Consider the following 17,496-nt stretch of genomic DNA (forward strand, 5'->3'; position numbering starts at 1 on the left):
TACTAAAGCGATACCGTGGGGGTGCAAGATGATATTATTAACCGGCTTGACGCTAACGATGGATGAAATTGAACGCGTAGTATTTGGCAAAGAAAAAGTAATGCTAGCTGAAGAAGCAGTTGAACTCGTCGCAGAAAATCGTAAGCTTGTGGAACAACTTGTAGATGAAAAGAAAATTATGTACGGAATCAATACTGGCTTTGGAAATTTCAGCAACATCATTATCGATGAAAAATATCTAGAAGAACTGCAATTAAATCTAATCCATTCGCATGCATGTGGGGTTGGGGATGCTTTTTCTGAATCCATAAGCCGAGCGATGTTATTGCTACGAGCAAATGCATTGCTTCAAGGTTTTTCAGGCGTGCGTCCTAGATTAATTGAACAGTTTGTTGATTTTCTAAATGAGGAAATCCACCCTGTTGTCCCGGAAAAAGGTTCGCTTGGAGCAAGTGGTGATTTGGCACCTCTGTCTCATTTAGCCTTAGCGTTACTCGGAGAAGGTGAGGTTTTTTATCGCGGACAGCGCTGTGCAACAGAGGAAGTTTTGAAGGAAACAAATATTGAACCCTTAACACTGAAAGCAAAAGAAGGCCTCGCACTTATCAATGGAACCCAAGCTATGACAGCAGTTGGTGTCATTCTTTATCTGGAAGCAGAAAAATTATTAAAGCAAAGTGAGCTAATTGCAGCTTTAACCTTCGAAGGACTGCAAGGAATTACCGATGCATTTAATGAAGACTTACATCGAGCCCGTGGGCACCAAGAGCAAATCGACACGGCTAAAAGATTAAAGAATTATTTACATGGTAGCAAACTAACAACCAGACAAGGAGAATTACGTGTACAAGATGCCTATTCTTTGAGATGTATTCCCCAAGTTTTGGGTGCTTGTTGGCAAACGATAAATTATGCAAAAGAAAAATTAACGATTGAAATGAATGCGGTGACTGATAATCCATTAATCTTTTCCAAAGAAAGAAAAGTGATTTCGGGTGGGAATTTCCATGGCCAGCCAATAGCTTTTGCAATGGATTTTATTAAACTAGGTATTGCTGAAATCGCAAATATTTCAGAACGACGCATTGAAAGGTTAGTAAATCCTCAATTAAATGATCTTCCAGCTTTTTTAAGTCCGAATCCTGGACTTGAATCTGGTGCAATGATTATGCAATATAGTGCAGCTTCACTTGTTTCTGAAAATAAAACGTTGGCACATCCAGCAAGTGTAGATTCGATTCCTTCCTCAGCAAATCAGGAGGATCACGTGAGTATGGGTACAATTGCAGCACGTCATGCTTTAGAGATGCTAGGAAATACACGAAGAGTGGTCGCGATTGAACTTATTTGTGCCTTGCAAGCATGTGAAATTCGGGGAACTTCGAAAATGGCGACAACCACCCGAGATTTTTATGAAAAAGCAAGAATGATTGTGCCTTCAATAAAAAAGGACAGAATTTTTTCGAAAGATATTGAAAGCGTAACAAGTTGGTTAAAAGATGCGCAGGAAAGTGATGTACAAAAATATCTTGTGGAAGTGGGGAAATAAATGAGAAAAGTAGTAGCGAAGAGAGGGACAGAATTAGAATGTAAAGGCTGGGAGCAGGAAGCAATTTTGCGCATGCTCTATAACAACCTTGATCCAGAGGTGGCAGAGAAACCTGAGGAGTTAGTCGTTTATGGTGGAATCGGTAAGGCAGCACGGAACTGGGAGGCCTTTGATGCGATTGTTGCGACATTAAAAGCCTTAGAAAATGATGAAACAATGCTTATTCAATCTGGTAAACCAGTTGGTGTTTTTAAAACACACGAGCGCGCACCACGTGCATTAATTGCCAATTCGTTACTCGTTCCGAAGTGGGCCACCTGGGAGCATTTCCATGAACTCGACCGAAAAGGGCTGATGATGTATGGACAAATGACTGCTGGTAGCTGGATTTATATTGGTACACAAGGAATTTTACAAGGAACCTACGAAACGTTTGCTGCTCTCGCAAAAAAGCATTTTAATGGTTCCCTTCAATCAACGATCACTTTAACAGCTGGTCTTGGTGGAATGGGAGGTGCACAGCCTCTTGCCGTGACGATGAATGGCGGAGTGGTGATTGCTGTCGAGGTTGATCCTTCAAGAATTAAGAAGCGCTTGGAGACAAAATATTGTGATGTCGAGACAACAGACATTTCCGAAGCAATTCAATTAGCACTGGATGCGAAAGAAAAAGGAGTCCCTCTCTCCATCGCACTTTTAGGTAACGCAGCAGAAGTGCATCATGAATTATTAAAAAGAGATATCCAGATTGATATTGTCACAGATCAAACGTCAGCACACGATCCATTAAATGGCTATGTGCCGATTGGTTACTCTCTAGAAGAGGCAACGAAACTTCGTGCAGAAAATAAACAGCAATACGTGGAAAAATCAAAGCAAAGTATGAAGAAACATGTCGAAGCAATGCTTACCTATCAAGAGAAAGGTGCAATTGTATTCGACTATGGAAATAATATTCGACAAGTAGCGTATGACGAAGGACTTGAAGCGGCTTTTCAATTTCCAGGCTTTGTTCCAGCCTTCATCCGTCCACTTTTTACAGAGGGCAAAGGACCTTTTCGTTGGGTTGCATTATCTGGAGACCCTGAAGATATTTACCGCACAGATCAATTACTTAAAGAACTTTTCCCAGAAAATAAAGCGTTAATGCGATGGATTGATATGGCACAGGAACAGGTTGCTTTTCAAGGACTGCCAGCACGAATTTGTTGGCTTGGTTATGGGGAACGGAAAAAGATGGGGCTTGCTATTAATGAGCTTGTTCGAAAAGGAGAATTAAAAGCACCAATTGTGATTGGTCGTGATCATTTGGATAGCGGTTCAGTCGCTTCCCCGAATCGCGAAACAGAAGCAATGAAGGATGGAAGTGATGCAGTTGGTGACTGGGCTATTTTAAATGCCTTAATTAACACAGCTGCCGGGGGCTCATGGATTTCTTTCCATCATGGGGGAGGAGTCGGCATGGGTTATTCACTTCATGCTGGCATGGTAGTTGTTGCTGACGGAACAGAGCTAGCAGAAGAAAGACTTGCACGTGTTTTAACGACCGATCCAGGAATGGGTGTCATTCGTCATGCAGACGCAGGCTACGCGCAAGCAATAAAATTTGCAAATGAAAATGAAATTAAAATACCAATGAATCAAACGAAGGGAGAATCATAATGCATTTTGATAAACTAATTCAAAACATCGGCGAATTATTACCGATGGATCAAGTTGGACCTGTAAAAGGAAAAGCAATGAATGATTTAACGATAATAGAAAATGCTGCATTAGGAATAAAAGACGGAAAAGTTGCTTGGGTAGGAAAAGCTGAAGAAGCGACTGACTATACAGCAGATGAAGTAATCGATGCTGAAGGGCGATTAGTAACACCAGGGCTTGTTGAGGCTCATACACATTTAGTATTTGGTGGCTCTCGGGAGAAGGAAATGGCTTTAAAACAACAGGGGGTAGATTATTTAGAAATCCTAAAAAAGGGCGGTGGGATTCTATCTACTGTTCAGTCAACAAGAGACGCAGACTTTGATGTTTTGTATGAAAAAGCAAAGTTCCATCTTGATCGCATGCTTTCCTATGGAATGACAACCGTCGAAGCAAAAAGTGGCTATGGACTAGACCGCGAAACAGAGCTAAAACAATTAGAGATAGTAGCTAAATTAAAAGAAAATCATATGGTTGACCTTGTTTCCACATTCCTTGGTGCACATGCTATTCCACCTGAATTTAAAGAAGACCCTCAAGGGTTTTTAGATGAAATGCAGGCAATGCTTCCTGAGATTAAAGAAAAAAGTCTTGCGGAATTTGTAGATATTTTTACCGAAACAGGAGTATTTACAGTGGATCAATCAAGAGAATTTTTACAAGTGGCAAAAGATGCTGGTTTCCAAGTGAAAATCCATGCCGATGAAATTGATACGCTTGGAGGGACGGAGCTTGCTGTCGAAGTCGGAGCGATTAGTGCAGAACATTTAGCAGTTACTTCTGATGAAGGAATTAAACAGCTTGCAGCTTCCAATACAATTGGAGTTATTTTACCAGGAACAAGCTTTTATTTAGGAAAAGATAGCTATGCCAAGGCTCGTGAAATGATTGATGCCGGAGCAGCTATCGCAATCTCAACTGACTTTAATCCAGGAAGCTCAGTGACAGAAAACCTCCAACTGATTATGTCTATCGCTGCATTGAAATTGAAAATGTCACCTGCAGAGATTTGGCATGCTGTAACAGTTAACGCTGCTCATGCAATTAATCGAGGAGACGATGCAGGTTCAATTACAGTTGGAAAAAAAGCGGATATCGTTATTTGGGATGCACCAAATCATTTATATATTCCATATCACTACGGAGTAAACCATGTGAATACCGTAATTAAAAAGGGAGATGTTGTTTTCAAAAGGCAGGAGATAACATGAAAAAAGAGAATTACTTAAAGCAATCAGGTCAAGCAATTTTTAAAGATCGTTATACGACGAGAGCAAATGAATTATTAGTCGATAGTGAGGTAGGAGCATCAGGTAAATTTGGGTTAATTGGACTCCCATTATCAAAGTCTTCGATTAGTCATTCAGGAGCATCATTCGCCCCAAGTGCCATTCGTTCCAGCTTAGCAAGTTTTACTACTTATTCTGGAGAGATGGGGCTGGATTTAACTGAATCGATTCTGGACTTTGGTGATGTGCTCATGCATCCAACAGATATTGTCGAAAGCCAGCGTAGAATAACAGCTGAAGTAGCACATGTAATGGAAAAGAGTTTTGTTGAGAATTGGATGTTTTTAGGTGGAGATCATGGAGTAACTTACTCAACGATTAAAGCTGCTTCCAATGAAAAAAAAATAGGAATCATTCAATTTGATGCCCATCATGATTTAAGAAACACAGAGGATGGCGGACCAACAAATGGAACGCCTTTTCGTCGACTATTAGAAGATAAAATAATAAAGGGTGAACATATTACCCAAATTGGTATTCGAGATTTCATGAATGCAAAAGACTACGATAATTATTCGAAAGAACAGGGAATCATAATTTATACAATGAATGATGTAGAGGACAAAGGAATCTTGAATATCATGAAAGCAGAAGTAGAGAGATTATCAGACTTAGTGGATAGTATATATCTTTCGGTAGATATGGATGTTCTTGATCAAGCATTTGCACCGGGTTGCCCAGCAATAGGACCAGGTGGAATGGATAGTAATTCTTTAATTAAAAGTATTGCATATGCTGCTCAACATAACAAAGTGAAGATGATGGATATTGTTGAAATTGACCCCACACTCGATTTTCGTAATATGACGAGTCGTGTGGCAGCTTATCTCATGTTGCAATTTATGAAAGGAAAGATTGAACATAAAGAATAAAAATAATCCCCTAGACGCTAAAGCGAATGGGGGATTTTTAGTTATAAGCAAGCTATTATTTATTTCGCATCTTCTGCAACTTCCTCTTTTGTAACATAACCATCAGCCCAAGATTGAATTTCACGAATAACAGGCTCTAATGCCTTGCCCTTTTCAGATAAAGAATACTCAATTCGAACCGGGAATTCAGAATAAATATTACGTTCTACAATGCCTTCTTTTTCAAGCATTTTCAAGCGATCAGAGAGCAATCTTCCACTAATAGGTAAATCAGCTTCCATTTCTGAGAATCGTTTCGTACCTTTAAGCAAATCGAATAAAATTAACCCAACCCATCTCGTACTCAACAGTCCCATTGCCTTCTCAAACCGTGGACATAAGACTTCCTCCATAATGATCACCTCGATTTCTATATAGATTTCCTAAAATAAGAATTTACGTTAATTACAAAAAGTAACTTAATAATAGTTTAACACATAACACTTCATATTGTAAATAATCTAACCATAAAGACAAGACTTTAACCAAGATTATATTATATGATAAATGTATTTAAGAAAGCAATAGAGATCTTGTGATAATATCCTTTTTAAACAACTTCCATCCGAGGTTGAGTATTTTTTAACAAATTAAATCCGGTGAATCAAGAATTAATATCTTCTCGGAGCAGTTCGGCTGCTGCGAGACTCCTGCAGGAAGAAGGCATAGGTGAGACCCCACAGCATCGCGAAGCGTGCGAGGCAGACTAAGATCGCCACGTCCTGTGGCAACGTCTGCATTAGCACGTCCTATGCGTCGAGGCTCACCAGCCGCCTGCGGAAAGCGAGTAGCAGCCGAACTGCGGAACTGAAACAGGTGTGCTTGTTTTCGTTGTTTTCTTAATAACCAACCATTAACCGCAAACTAAGAGAATTTAAAATAAACTTCTAAATAGTTGGTGAATCGTATGATTTATGAAATAATGGAGATTGAAAAAGTATCAATTGGAGGTTAAATAATGGCGAGTATTGAATTACAAGAAAAGTATGCAGAACTAGCATTGAAGACAGGTGTAAATCTTCAACAAGGCCAAGCATTAATGATCAACGCTCCACTAGAGGGCGCTGATTTCACAAAATTAGTCGTAAGAAAAGCATATGAAATGGGAGCGAAAGATGTTTACGTGAACTGGGTAGATGATGAAATGACTCTACTTAGATACGAATATGCCCCAGAATCAGTTATTGCATCATTCCCTGAATGGCGCGTAAAACTCCTTGATGAGTTTGCAGAAGACGGAGCAGCAGTACTTAATATACGCTCAACAAACCCAGATTTATTAAAGGATATTGACCCAGTACGCGTTGCAAGTGCTAACAAAGCAGCAGCTCAAGCAACAGGGAACTTCCGTGAGTACACAATGAACGACAGAATTCCTTGGTCAATTATTTCAATCCCATCAAAAGATTGGGCACAAAAGATTTTCCCTGATAAATCAGCAGAAGACGCAGTAGAAAGCCTTTGGGAAGCAATTTTAAAAATTGTGAGAGTTGACCAGGAAGACCCGATTGCTGCGTGGGATGCGCATAACGCAACATTAAGAACAGCACATCAAGTGCTAAACGATAAAAACTATAAGAAACTTATTTTTAAAGCTCCAGGTACGGATTTAGAGTTAGAATTACCAGAAGGTCACATTTGGAAGGGTGGGTCAGCTGTTGCAGAAACAGGTGCTACTTTTAACCCGAATATTCCAACAGAAGAAGTATTTTCAATGCCACATAAATATGGTGTGAATGGAACGGTTTCAAGTACAAAACCATTAAACTATGGTGGAAGCTTAATCGATAATTTCAGCTTAACGTTCAAAGATGGGAAAGTAGTTGATTTTCAAGCAGAAGTAGGCGAAGAGGTATTGAAACATCTACTAGATTCTGATGACGGCGCGCGTCGTCTTGGTGAAATCGCACTTGTTCCTCATGAATCACCTGTTTCGCAATCAGGATTGATTTTCTATAACACATTATTTGATGAAAATGCATCTGTGCATATTGCACTTGGAAAAGCTTACCCGACGAACTTAGAGGGTGGTTCAAAAATGGATGCAGAGGAATTAGATAAGCATGGTGTGAATGATAGTCTTGTACACGTTGACTTTATGATTGGTTCTGAACAAATGGATATCGATGGAGTCATGCAAGATGGTACAACTGAGCCAGTTTTCCGTAATGGAACTTGGGCACTTAATGTAAAAGGCGACTAAAAAATAACCCGGATGCTGTGTAGGATAACTCCCACGACATCCGGGTTTTAATATTTGTTCAAAAGATTGAATAGTAGATTTGGCTCCAATTCGAGCACCACATCTACTGATTACATAATTTCATTTTTCACTAATACAGCTTTAATCTTCGTATAATCATAGCCTTCTGGTAATGCTTCTTTGAGTGGTTTTAGTTTCTCAATTTTTACTTCTTCTCTTGTAGCGAGTACTTTTTGTTCTTCTTCTTCATTAAAAAAGATATTCCAAGCTAAAGGATGTCCTTCTTTATACGCTTTAAAAATATGATTTTCCACGGTTAAAGTAGTAAATTCACGAATTGCGGCTATTTCCTTAATTGTTTTACCTGATTGGAAAAGCTTATAACTAACAATATGGCTTGGCCCTTCATCAGATGTTTTCTTCTTTCTAACACGTGGTGCATCAGAAATTCTGACTTTTTTTTGTACAGATGGATTTTTCTCTCGCCATTCTTGAATTAATTCAAGGAAAGATTCTCCATACTGCTCATATTTCATCTGTCCAATCCCTTTAATATCAAGCATTTCTTCTTTTGATATTGGGAAATAACGACTTAATTCTTTTAATGTTGCATCTGAGAATAAAATATATGGTGGAACATTTCGTTCATCAGCAAGCTGTTTTCGAAGTGCTCGTAGTTCTGAGAAAAGCTCGGTATTGAAATCTGCTTCTGTTGTCGTAGGAATTGGTGCAGTATACATTTCTACTGTTGTTTCACCTTTTAGTACAGGTAAGGAATTTTCATTTAACCTAAGCGTTGGAAAACGCCCTTCCTCACTTGCTAGGAAACTCTCAGCAATTAGGAAGTGAATCATTTCTGTAATTTCCTTCTCTGTATAGGCAGAGAGCAGGCCATAGGTAGAAAGCTGATTCAAACGAAACTCGATGAGTCGCTTATCCTTCGAACCTTTGAGAACCTTTGCTGTCATTGATGCACCAAACCGTTCACCCATACGCTTCACACAGGACAAAATCATCTGCGCTTCTTCGGTGATATCGGTTTTATCTTGTAATTCCGTACAGTTACTACAGCGATCACAGCTTGTTTTTTCTACCGTATCATCAAAATAATCTAAGATGAAGTTTGTTAGACAGCTATGCGTGTGACAATAATTGATCATTGCCTGTAGTTTTCGATATTCATTCTGTTTGGCTTCATCATCCATTAATGATTGTTCAATTAAAAACTTCTGTAGCTGAACATCTTGAGGAGAGAATAATAGAATACAGTCACTTGCTTCCCCATCTCGCCCAGCCCTTCCAGCCTCTTGATAATAAGATTCGATATTCATTGGCATCGCATAGTGTATAACAAAACGGACGTTTGATTTATCGATTCCCATTCCAAATGCATTTGTTGCAACCATGACAGAGACTTGGTCATGCAGAAAATCATTTTGGGCATTTTTTCTAGCTGTTTCAGAAAGTCCTGCATGATATTTCGCTACAGGAATTCCTCGTGCATGTAAGTCCTCATAAAGAGAGTCAGCTTGTTTTCTAGTTGCCGTGTAAATAATACCTGACTCATCGGCATGTTCATTTAAAAATGAACGAACATAACTCTTTTTATCCTTGCCTTTTACCAAATGAAAAGCTAGATTTGCTCTTTCGAATCCAGTGTTAATTGTTTGTGTATCCTCGATGGAGAGCAAGGATTGAATATCTTTGATAACTTCATCTGTAGCTGTCGCAGTAAGTGCAACAAAAACCGGAATATTTCCGAGTTCCTGTAGTTGCGGAACGATGGATCTGTAACTTGGTCGGAAATCATGTCCCCACTGTGAAATACAGTGCGCTTCATCAAAAGCTACTAGATTAATATTGGTTCGGCGCATGAGATCCGTGAAATGAGCAGATTCAAAACGCTCTGGTGCAGCATAGACAAACTTATACCGCCCATCAGCAATATTGCGTAGGCACGTATGTAGCTCTTCTGGTGAAAGCGAGCTGTTAATGTATGTTGCTGGTATACCTAAGGATTCTAATGCATCGACTTGATCTTTCATGAGTGAAATAAGTGGAGAAATAATAAGTGCGGTGCCTTCCATCGATAATCCGGGGATTTGATAGATTAGAGATTTTCCGCCACCAGTTGGCATCACAGCAAGCGTATTATCGAACTTTAAAATATGTTCAATCGCTTCCTGCTGTCCAGGACGGAAAGTTTCAAACCCAAAATAGGTCTGAAGAAGATTTTTTTCCTTAACTAACATTTCCTTACCCACTCCTTTCTAGTAATATAGCTTAATCCTATCATAAATTTTTAACTGTGTAATCTATCAAATTTGTTGGAGAGTTAACATAGTTATTTTATAGCGTGTAATTATAAAAGTATCTAACATGACTAAGAACAATCCCCAAATTGAAAGAAAATCAATCCTAGAATATATTGAAATGTAGTAGTGAATGCTATTATTTTATTCTTACAATATTCAAAAGGCTAAGTAAGATATTTCATATAAGCAGTCCGAATACCCCGACACTCCTACAGGAGGAAGCTCACCAGCCGCCTGTGGAAAAGGGAGGGGTATTCGGACTGCGAACCTCCAGTTAGAAGAAGGTCTTTTGAAAATAAAAAAGAGCAAAGCGACTGCTTTACTCTTCGTCTAGGGCGTCGAGTTGACGGTTAACCTCAGAGATTTCACCTTCCAGCCTAATAAGTTGACCTTCTGCTGAAGAAACTCTACCTTTCACATACTCTAATTTATCCATGTCGCTTTGAATGCGGACATAATCCGATTTCAATTCGGCTAATTTTGCTTCTAGTTCCTTACGTGTCAAAATAATCCCCCCTATAAAAACCACCATTACTCACATTGTAATATGCAAAAGCTATTTTTCATAGGGAAAACTACAACAATGCATCTTCCTTATCTTTCTTCGTATCAACATAAGTTTCATAAAAATGAACGATAATCGTACGAATGACTGCATAGAACGGAACTGCGAATAAAATTCCAATAAAACCTGCGATGCTTCCAGCAGCCAATATCACGGTAATAATGGTCAGTGGATGCAGACTTAAAATTTGGCCCATCACATTTGGCGAAATCAAACTACTTTCGATTTGTTGTGCAACAATCATAATAATCGAGATCCAAATGAGATTCATAGGGTCTTGAAAAGCACCAATTAAAAGAGCTGGTGCAACAGCAATAAACGGACCTAAATACGGGATAACGTTTGTCACCATTCCAAATAAAGCGAGAGCAACTGCGTATTCTAAACCAATAATCCAGTAACCAATTAATAGAAGAATTCCCACAGCAAAACTAACAATTAGCTGACCTTGGATAAACGATTTTAAAACAATATCAATTTTCATGAATAAACTACGTAAATTTGCTGCTTTTTTTCTTGAAAAAAATTGTAGGATAAAGGGCATTAGTTTTTCCCCATCTTTTAACATGAAGAATAAGAAAAACGGAATTAAGAAGAATCCGATAAAGAAACTAATCACTTGCCCAATCAAGCCACTTAAAAATGAGACAAGGTTATTAAAAATATCATCAATTCTTGAAGGGAAACTATTGATAAAATCTTCTATCGTACCAATAAACTGATCTGGAATTAAAATATAATTTTCCTCCCAGTAAGCAATAAAATCTTGCGCAACCGTCATCATCGTAGGTATGGTTGCTATAAAATTAGTTGTCTGATCTCGTACAACTGGCCAAATATACATAATAAATAAGAATGCAAGCACGATAATGATAATGAAAACAAAAACGATTGCGAGTATCCGGTGAATTTTAAGGCGCATGAAGAAAAACATGAGTGGTCTTGTTAAGTAATACAGTATGCCCGCTCCAATGATTGGAAATGCTACAGCACTAATTAATTGAAACAATGGTAGAAAGATAAAGTCCGTTGCGGAAATCAATAAAACCAATAGGAAAATTAAGATGATACCAGTTAATACTTCAAAAAATCTTTTGTTTTTCATGGAAATCCCAACTTTCTTCTGCAGAATTTAATTAATTCTATTAATTTTCCTATAAAAGCTTATAATAGAAGGAGTTATTAATTAGTATAGACGGATGAATGGCGATATATACGAGTTTAATAGAATATTAAATTTCAATATGATACTATTTTGGGTAGAGAGATTTGATGGAGGAATAACGATGGGTAGAAGTTGGAGACAAACGTATGAACAGTGGGCTGGGTATCCAGATTTAAATCATGCCCTTAAAGAAGAGTTAGATATATTGAAAATAGATGAAAAAAACTTAGAAGATGCCTTTTACCAAGAGTTAACTTTTGGTACAGGTGGTATTCGAGGTTTGCTTGGACCTGGTACAAATCGCATGAATATTTATACTGTACGTAAAGCTGTCCACGGGCTCGCGCATTATCTTTTAGAAAATGAAGTAAATGTAAAGCACCGTGGGGTCGTTATTGCGTATGATTCCAGATACATGTCAAAGGAATTTTCTATAGAAGCGGCACAAGTATTGGGAGCACATGGAATTCGTAGCTATGTTTTTCAAACGATTAAACCGACGCCACTACTTTCTTTTGCTGTACGTCATTTAAGCGCTGTAGCGGGAATAATGGTTACAGCTAGTCATAACCCACCAGAATATAATGGGTTGAAGGTTTACAATGAAACAGGTGGGCAAATCGTTCAAGAGGAAGCACTGCAAATCATTCAAGCAATCAAACAAATTGATAATGAGTTATTTGTTCCAATTTCTACACAGGCTGAACTTGAAGATGCAGGGGATTTAATCTGGTTGGACGAGGCAATTGACCTTGCTTATTTGGAGCAGTTGCATGGGATAACGAAATTAAGTGAAGAGGAACAGAAAAAAGAAAAGGATTTAAAAATTGTCTATACGCCCTTACATGGAACGGGAACAAGTTTAGTAAGCCAAGGGTTTGAAAGAATAAACTTTCCTAATGTAACTCTAGTGGAGGAGCAGCTGACAGAAGACCCAGAGTTTTCGACTGTCGAGTCACCCAATCCTGAAGAACATCAAGCGTTTAATCTCGCAATAGCGTACGGAGAGAAAATCAACGCAGATCTTCTCCTTGCAACCGACCCTGATGCAGATCGGTTAGGAGCAGCGGTTAGAGACGAAAATGGAAATTATATTGTTTTAACGGGAAATCAACTAGGTTCTTTACTTTTGGATTATATTTTAATACATACAGATTTACATATTTACCGTAACCCGAGAATGATTAAGACAGTTGTCACTACAGAACTGGGACGAGAAATTGCTTCCTCCTATGGTGTAGAAACAATTGAAACACTGACTGGATTTAAATATATTTCTGAGAAAATCTCAACATTCGGTTCAACCGGCGAAACATTTGTTTTTGGATTTGAAGAGAGCTATGGCTACTTAATTAACGACTTTTCTCGTGATAAAGATGCAGTGCAAGCAGCTGTCTTAACAGCCGAAATGGCTTATTACTGGAAAAACAAAGGCAAAACAGTTTTTCAAGCATTAGAAGACTTATATGAAAAGCACGGATATTATCTAGAAGGATTGAATCATTTACAATTAGAAGGTCGTGCTGGGCAATCTCAAACCGCGCATATTATGGAAGGGATTAGGAAGCATTCGCCTTCAGAAATTGCTGATTTAAAAGTAGAAAAGATAGAAGATTATTTAACAAGTGAAAGCCTACTTGTCGAAACGAAAGAAACAGAGCAGCTTCATTTACCAAAAGAAAATATGGTGAAATTTATTTTAGCTGATGATTCCTGGGTTAGTTTCAGACCATCAGGAACAGAGCCAAAATTGAAATATTATTATGGTGTGAAGGGAACTAGTAAGGCAGATAGCATAGATAGAATAAATGAATTAAAAACAGCATTGGAACAAATCGTAGCAGATCTTCTTGAGACGTATTAGGAGTAAAAGAATAAGATTCGGGAAATGTAATTGAAATGAATAAATTACAATCCCGCTAGTAGTTTTTAGAAATTGACTTTTTAATACGAATGCTGTTTAATAATAGTATTAATATAGTTCTTAAAGGGGAGTAGCTGCACAATTTAAGTCGTCATTACGAGATAATATCTCCGGCTTGATTGGCAACATCCGTTGTTAGCGAGACCTTTACCAACTTAGGGGGGTAAAGGTCTTTTTTTGGCCTTTATCCGTCGATAAGGCCATTTTTTTATGGAGAAAAGAGGTAAAAGTTGATGTAGTACATATGAAAAAACATATGACGCTTGATTTGAAAAAGCAATTAGTAAGTTGGTTAGAGGATTAGCTTTTGTAATAAAAGGCTATGTTAAAACTAAGTATCGAGATTTTACTCATAAAATCGTTGCACTATTCAGCGGCACAATTATAGAAATTCATTAATCAAATCACAAAAAGGAGAGTGAGTGAATTGGGAGCAGAACTCATTTTAGAATATCTATGGGTACTTATCGTATTAATAGGTTTAGAAGGACTTTTAGCAGCAGATAACGCCTTAGTATTAGCAATTATGGTTAGACACTTACCTGAAAAACAACGGAAAAGAGCATTATTTTATGGTTTAGCAGGTGCATTTGTTTTACGTTTCGGGTCATTATTCGTTATTTCATTCTTAGTAGAAGTATGGTGGATTCAAGCGTTAGGTGCGGTTTACCTACTCGGAATTTCCTTCAAGAATTTATACGATCGATTTAAACCAAAGAAAGAAGAAGTTATTGTTGAGAAAAAAGTGCTCAAAGAAGCATCACCAAAAGAGTTCTGGCTTACTGTCTTAAAAGTTGAGTTTGCTGACTTAGCATTCGCTATTGACTCTATTCTTGCAGCAGTGGCGCTTGCAGTAGCATTACCGCCAACTGGACTTGGAGAAATAGGAAGTCTCGATACAGGGCAATTTGCAGTTATCTTTATCGGGGGAATGATCGGACTTATTATTATGCGTTTTGCAGCCAATATTTTCGTTGGTTTACTAGCGAAACGTCCGGGCTTAGAAGTAGCAGCTTTCCTTATTGTTGGTTGGGTAGGTGTGAAACTAGCAGTCCTTGTATTAGCACATGATGACGTCATGTTAATCCCTCAGGCCTTCCCGCATTCAACAGCTTGGAAGCTAACCTTCTACATTGTTCTTGTAGGTATTGCAGTAGGTGGTTGGTTCTTTTCAAAAGACAAAACAAAAACAAAAGTAGAATAGGCAGCATACTAATAAAGGAAGATGAGCGAAGGCTTATCTTCCTTTAGTGCATATTTGCATAACTTAAGAAAGGTTTATGCTAAAATGACGCGTGAGGTGATAATATGGCGGAACATCATTTTTATTTGAAAGCAGAATGGCCAGGTGGGCGAAATAACGTAGGCTCTCTTGACGCAGGAAAATTAAAGACGAAAATATCTATACCAGAAGAAATGGATGGACCAGGAATTGGAACAAATCCAGATGAAATGTTACTTGCAGCAGCTGCTACTTGCTATGTCATCACATTAGCTGCACTTATCGAGCGTCGAAAACTACCTTTAAAGGAAATGTCTCATGATGCTGAAGGAATAGTGGATGTAACAAATGGTGTCTTTACGTATAAAAAAATAATTCATAAACCAACAGTCGTTTTAACTGATGATGCAACTGAAAAAGATCATCGGATGCTTAGAATTCTAGTTGAGAAAGCAGAATCCAGCTGTATGATTTCTCGAGCAATCAAAGGAAATGTAGAGCTCGAACTTCAACCAAAGTTGAGTTAATTGACGGGGATTTTTAGCCGACCGACTTTTTTAATGTATAGAAAAGATAAAAATAAACATAATAAATAAATTCTCTTGCACAAAAATGAAAATGACTGTATAGTCTATATCAGAGTAAACGCATAGGAATTATCAACAAAGTGATTAACGTTGATAGTAGTGCGAATTAAAGGAGGAACATCATATTGAATACTGTTTTTATATTACTTAATATTCTAGCGCTGGCAGCAATTATCGGTGTTTTACTATACATGCAAAAGAAACACATCTCATTTGCAATACGTGTATTTACTGCAATGGCTATCGGTATTGTCTTCGGTGCAATTTTACAAGGAATCTATGGTGCTGGCTCAGAAGTCTTAACTGGCACATTGGATTGGTTTGGCATTGTTGGGAGCGGATATGTTCGCTTACTAATGTTAATCGTTGTACCACTCGTAATGGTTTCCATTATTCGTGCAATCATTAACTTAGAAAAAACAAAGCAACTAGGAAAAATGGCTGGATGGGTTATTGGTATCTTAGTTGGTACAACAATGATCGCAGCAGTTATCGGTATTGGAACTGCATTTGTTTTTGATTTAAACGCAGAACAGATTGAAGCAGGTCAAGCAGAAAATGACCGTGCAGCATCAATTGAAGAGCGCTATGCATCAATCGAAGATCAAACAACAGCACAAAGAATTTTGAACTTTATTCCTAATAATATTTTCTTAGATATGACAAACCAACGTCCAACATCTGTTATCGGAGTAGTAATCTTTTCACTAATTGTTGGGGTAGCAGTACTTGGAGTTAGAAGAAAACAACCAGAACACGCAGAATTATTTGTGAGAGCAGTCAATGCTATTTACAGTGTTGTCATGCGAATTGTTACATTAATTCTACGTCTTACGCCATATGGTGTATTAGCAATGATGACAAACATGGTAGCAACTACAAACTATGCAGGCGTCTTAGAGCTTGGTAAATTCGTACTTGCTTCATATGTTGCGTTAATCGCAATGTTTATTATTCACTTAATTCTTGTAGGTGTATTCGGATTGAATCCAATCACATACGTGAGAAAAGCAGCTCCAGCTTTAATCTTTGCTTTCACTTCACGTTCAAGTGCCGGAACAATTCCAATCAATATTCAAGCACAGAAAAATGGTCTTGGAGTAGATGATGGAACAGCAAATATCTCAGCTTCATTTGGAGCAACAATGGGGCAAAACGGGTGTGCTGGAATTTATCCAGTAATGCTTGCAGTAATGATTGCACCAACTGTAGGAATTAACCCATTAGCAATGGACTTCTTAATTCCACTTGTTCTAATCACTGCGATTAGCTCATTTGGAGTAGCTGGTGTTGGTGGCGGTGCGACATTCGCAGCAATCATCGTACTTTCGTCAATGGGTCTACCAGTTGGTCTTGCAGGTCTATTAATTTCAGTTGAAGCACTTATCGACATGGGCCGTACTGCATTAAACGTAAACGGTTCAATGCTTTCAGGAACACTTACGTCGAAAATTATGGGTAACCATGATGCAACGAAGTTCAACGATAAAGATTCAGTAGCTGACCAAGCAACAGTTTAATTTTAAATTAGTAAGACCGCCTTTCCTTTGTGGAGGGGCGGTTTTTTGGTGGTTGTTTTGTGACAATGCTGAAGTTGTAACAAAATATGCTGAAGTAGACACAACTTATGCTGAAGTCGTAACACAATATGCTGAAGCGGACACACAAAAAGCTGAAGTTCACAATTCCGAGCAAGCATTTCGACTTAAGCTCAAAAAAAATACTGAAGAGCTATCTTTAAGTAATGTACAGTCCTATTTTTAACTGAAAAAGAGTTCATTTAGTGGAAATCCCGAAGTTGCCATACAATATCCCGAAATGGACACAGAAAATCCTGAAGTCTTCACAGAATATCCCGAAGTAGACACACATTATCCCGAAGTTCACATTTCACAGCACCACCCCAACCCCGAGCACCCAAAATAATCCAACATCTTTACACCTCAATGACAAACAAGTAACTTTCTTGCACAATAATTACACCGAACTTACAATTGAATGATTTTCCAGTGTCTTTTGCCTAACCTGCTCGCAAAACGGATAGAGTAGATAAACAGCAATT

Annotated in this window: 14 protein-coding genes; 10 read left to right on the forward strand and 4 right to left on the reverse strand. The window is 38.2% G+C overall.

Annotated features, from left to right (window positions below; genetic code table 11):
• Positions 1-28: 28 nt before the first annotated feature.
• Genes hutH through hutG form a run of 4 tightly spaced genes read left to right on the forward strand, consistent with a single transcriptional unit; the run spans position 29 to position 5,414 of the window.
• Entirely contained in the window at positions 29-1,549 is a 1,521-nt protein-coding gene (gene hutH, locus ACXYMZ_RS01585) for a histidine ammonia-lyase (RefSeq protein ID WP_458946596.1), read from the forward strand.
• Complete coding sequence (gene hutU / locus ACXYMZ_RS01590) at positions 1,550-3,211, forward strand: urocanate hydratase (RefSeq protein ID WP_458946597.1); 1,662 nt, start codon at positions 1,550-1,552, stop codon at positions 3,209-3,211.
• Complete coding sequence (gene hutI, locus ACXYMZ_RS01595; protein ID WP_458946598.1) at positions 3,211-4,464, forward strand: imidazolonepropionase; 1,254 nt, start codon at positions 3,211-3,213, stop codon at positions 4,462-4,464. The genes hutU and hutI overlap by 1 nt, the downstream gene beginning before the upstream one ends.
• A complete protein-coding gene (gene hutG, locus ACXYMZ_RS01600; RefSeq protein WP_458946599.1) occupies positions 4,461-5,414 on the forward strand; it encodes a formimidoylglutamase in 954 nt (317 codons plus the stop codon). Before hutI ends, hutG begins: the two co-directional genes overlap by 4 nt.
• Before the next feature lie 59 nt (positions 5,415-5,473).
• Here hutG and ACXYMZ_RS01605 read toward each other — a convergent pair whose 3' ends face one another.
• A complete protein-coding gene (locus ACXYMZ_RS01605) occupies positions 5,474-5,806 on the reverse strand; it encodes a winged helix-turn-helix transcriptional regulator (protein ID WP_458946600.1) in 333 nt (110 codons plus the stop codon).
• Between the two features lie 605 nt (positions 5,807-6,411).
• Here ACXYMZ_RS01605 and ACXYMZ_RS01610 point away from each other — a divergent pair.
• Complete coding sequence (locus ACXYMZ_RS01610) at positions 6,412-7,656, forward strand: aminopeptidase (RefSeq protein WP_458946601.1); 1,245 nt, start codon at positions 6,412-6,414, stop codon at positions 7,654-7,656.
• 110 nt (positions 7,657-7,766) lie between these two features.
• Here the strand turns inward: ACXYMZ_RS01610 and recQ are convergent, their stop codons facing one another.
• The 3 genes from recQ to ACXYMZ_RS01625 all read right to left on the reverse strand — a co-directional run bounded on the left by recQ (position 7,767) and on the right by ACXYMZ_RS01625 (position 11,641).
• Positions 7,767-9,908 (reverse strand): DNA helicase RecQ, encoded by a 2,142-nt coding sequence (gene recQ / locus ACXYMZ_RS01615; protein WP_458946602.1) that lies wholly within the window; start codon positions 9,906-9,908, stop codon positions 7,767-7,769.
• Between the two features lie 382 nt (positions 9,909-10,290).
• Positions 10,291-10,476 carry an SE1832 family protein gene (locus ACXYMZ_RS01620; protein WP_458946603.1) on the reverse strand — a complete coding sequence of 62 codons (186 nt, stop codon included), beginning with the start codon at positions 10,474-10,476 and terminating at the stop codon, positions 10,291-10,293.
• 70 nt (positions 10,477-10,546) lie between these two features.
• Positions 10,547-11,641 carry an AI-2E family transporter gene (locus tag ACXYMZ_RS01625; RefSeq protein ID WP_458946604.1) on the reverse strand — a complete coding sequence of 365 codons (1,095 nt, stop codon included), beginning with the start codon at positions 11,639-11,641 and terminating at the stop codon, positions 10,547-10,549.
• A 181-nt stretch (positions 11,642-11,822) separates the two neighbouring features.
• On the opposite strand from ACXYMZ_RS01625, the gene ACXYMZ_RS01630 reads away from it, so the two are divergent.
• The 5 genes from ACXYMZ_RS01630 (at position 11,823) to ACXYMZ_RS01650 (ending at position 17,198) form a co-directional block, all read left to right on the forward strand.
• Positions 11,823-13,565 (forward strand): phospho-sugar mutase, encoded by a 1,743-nt coding sequence (locus ACXYMZ_RS01630; RefSeq protein WP_458946605.1) that lies wholly within the window; start codon positions 11,823-11,825, stop codon positions 13,563-13,565.
• A 487-nt stretch (positions 13,566-14,052) separates the two neighbouring features.
• Positions 14,053-14,829, forward strand: coding sequence for a TerC family protein (locus tag ACXYMZ_RS01635; protein WP_458946606.1), 777 nt, complete (start codon positions 14,053-14,055; stop codon positions 14,827-14,829).
• 104 nt (positions 14,830-14,933) lie between these two features.
• Positions 14,934-15,374: an OsmC family protein gene (locus ACXYMZ_RS01640; RefSeq protein WP_458946607.1), complete on the forward strand. Its 441-nt coding sequence runs from the start codon at positions 14,934-14,936 to the stop codon at positions 15,372-15,374.
• Positions 15,375-15,559: 185 nt separating this feature from the next.
• A complete protein-coding gene (locus ACXYMZ_RS01645; protein ID WP_458946608.1) occupies positions 15,560-16,954 on the forward strand; it encodes an L-cystine transporter in 1,395 nt (464 codons plus the stop codon).
• 52 nt (positions 16,955-17,006) lie between these two features.
• Positions 17,007-17,198, forward strand: a complete 192-nt coding sequence (locus ACXYMZ_RS01650; RefSeq protein WP_458946609.1) for a hypothetical protein — start codon at positions 17,007-17,009, stop codon at positions 17,196-17,198.
• The last annotated feature ends 298 nt before the right edge of the window (positions 17,199-17,496 follow it).

The sequence above is a fragment of the Oceanobacillus sp. CAU 1775 genome, from assembly GCF_054482815.1.

Excerpts from the sequence above, each read along its gene's own strand:
- hutH (WP_458946596.1), top strand. The coding sequence starts at position 29 with ATGATATTATTAACCGGCTTGACGCTAACGATGGATGAAATTGAACGC.
- hutU (WP_458946597.1), top strand. The coding sequence starts at position 1,550 with ATGAGAAAAGTAGTAGCGAAGAGAGGGACAGAATTAGAATGTAAAGGC.
- hutI (WP_458946598.1), top strand. The coding sequence starts at position 3,211 with ATGCATTTTGATAAACTAATTCAAAACATCGGCGAATTATTACCGATG.
- hutG (WP_458946599.1), top strand. The coding sequence starts at position 4,461 with ATGAAAAAAGAGAATTACTTAAAGCAATCAGGTCAAGCAATTTTTAAA.
- ACXYMZ_RS01605 (WP_458946600.1), bottom strand. The coding sequence starts at position 5,806 with ATGGAGGAAGTCTTATGTCCACGGTTTGAGAAGGCAATGGGACTGTTG.
- ACXYMZ_RS01610 (WP_458946601.1), top strand. The coding sequence starts at position 6,412 with ATGGCGAGTATTGAATTACAAGAAAAGTATGCAGAACTAGCATTGAAG.
- recQ (WP_458946602.1), bottom strand. The coding sequence starts at position 9,908 with ATGTTAGTTAAGGAAAAAAATCTTCTTCAGACCTATTTTGGGTTTGAA.
- ACXYMZ_RS01625 (WP_458946604.1), bottom strand. The coding sequence starts at position 11,641 with ATGAAAAACAAAAGATTTTTTGAAGTATTAACTGGTATCATCTTAATT.
- ACXYMZ_RS01630 (WP_458946605.1), top strand. The coding sequence starts at position 11,823 with ATGGGTAGAAGTTGGAGACAAACGTATGAACAGTGGGCTGGGTATCCA.
- ACXYMZ_RS01640 (WP_458946607.1), top strand. The coding sequence starts at position 14,934 with ATGGCGGAACATCATTTTTATTTGAAAGCAGAATGGCCAGGTGGGCGA.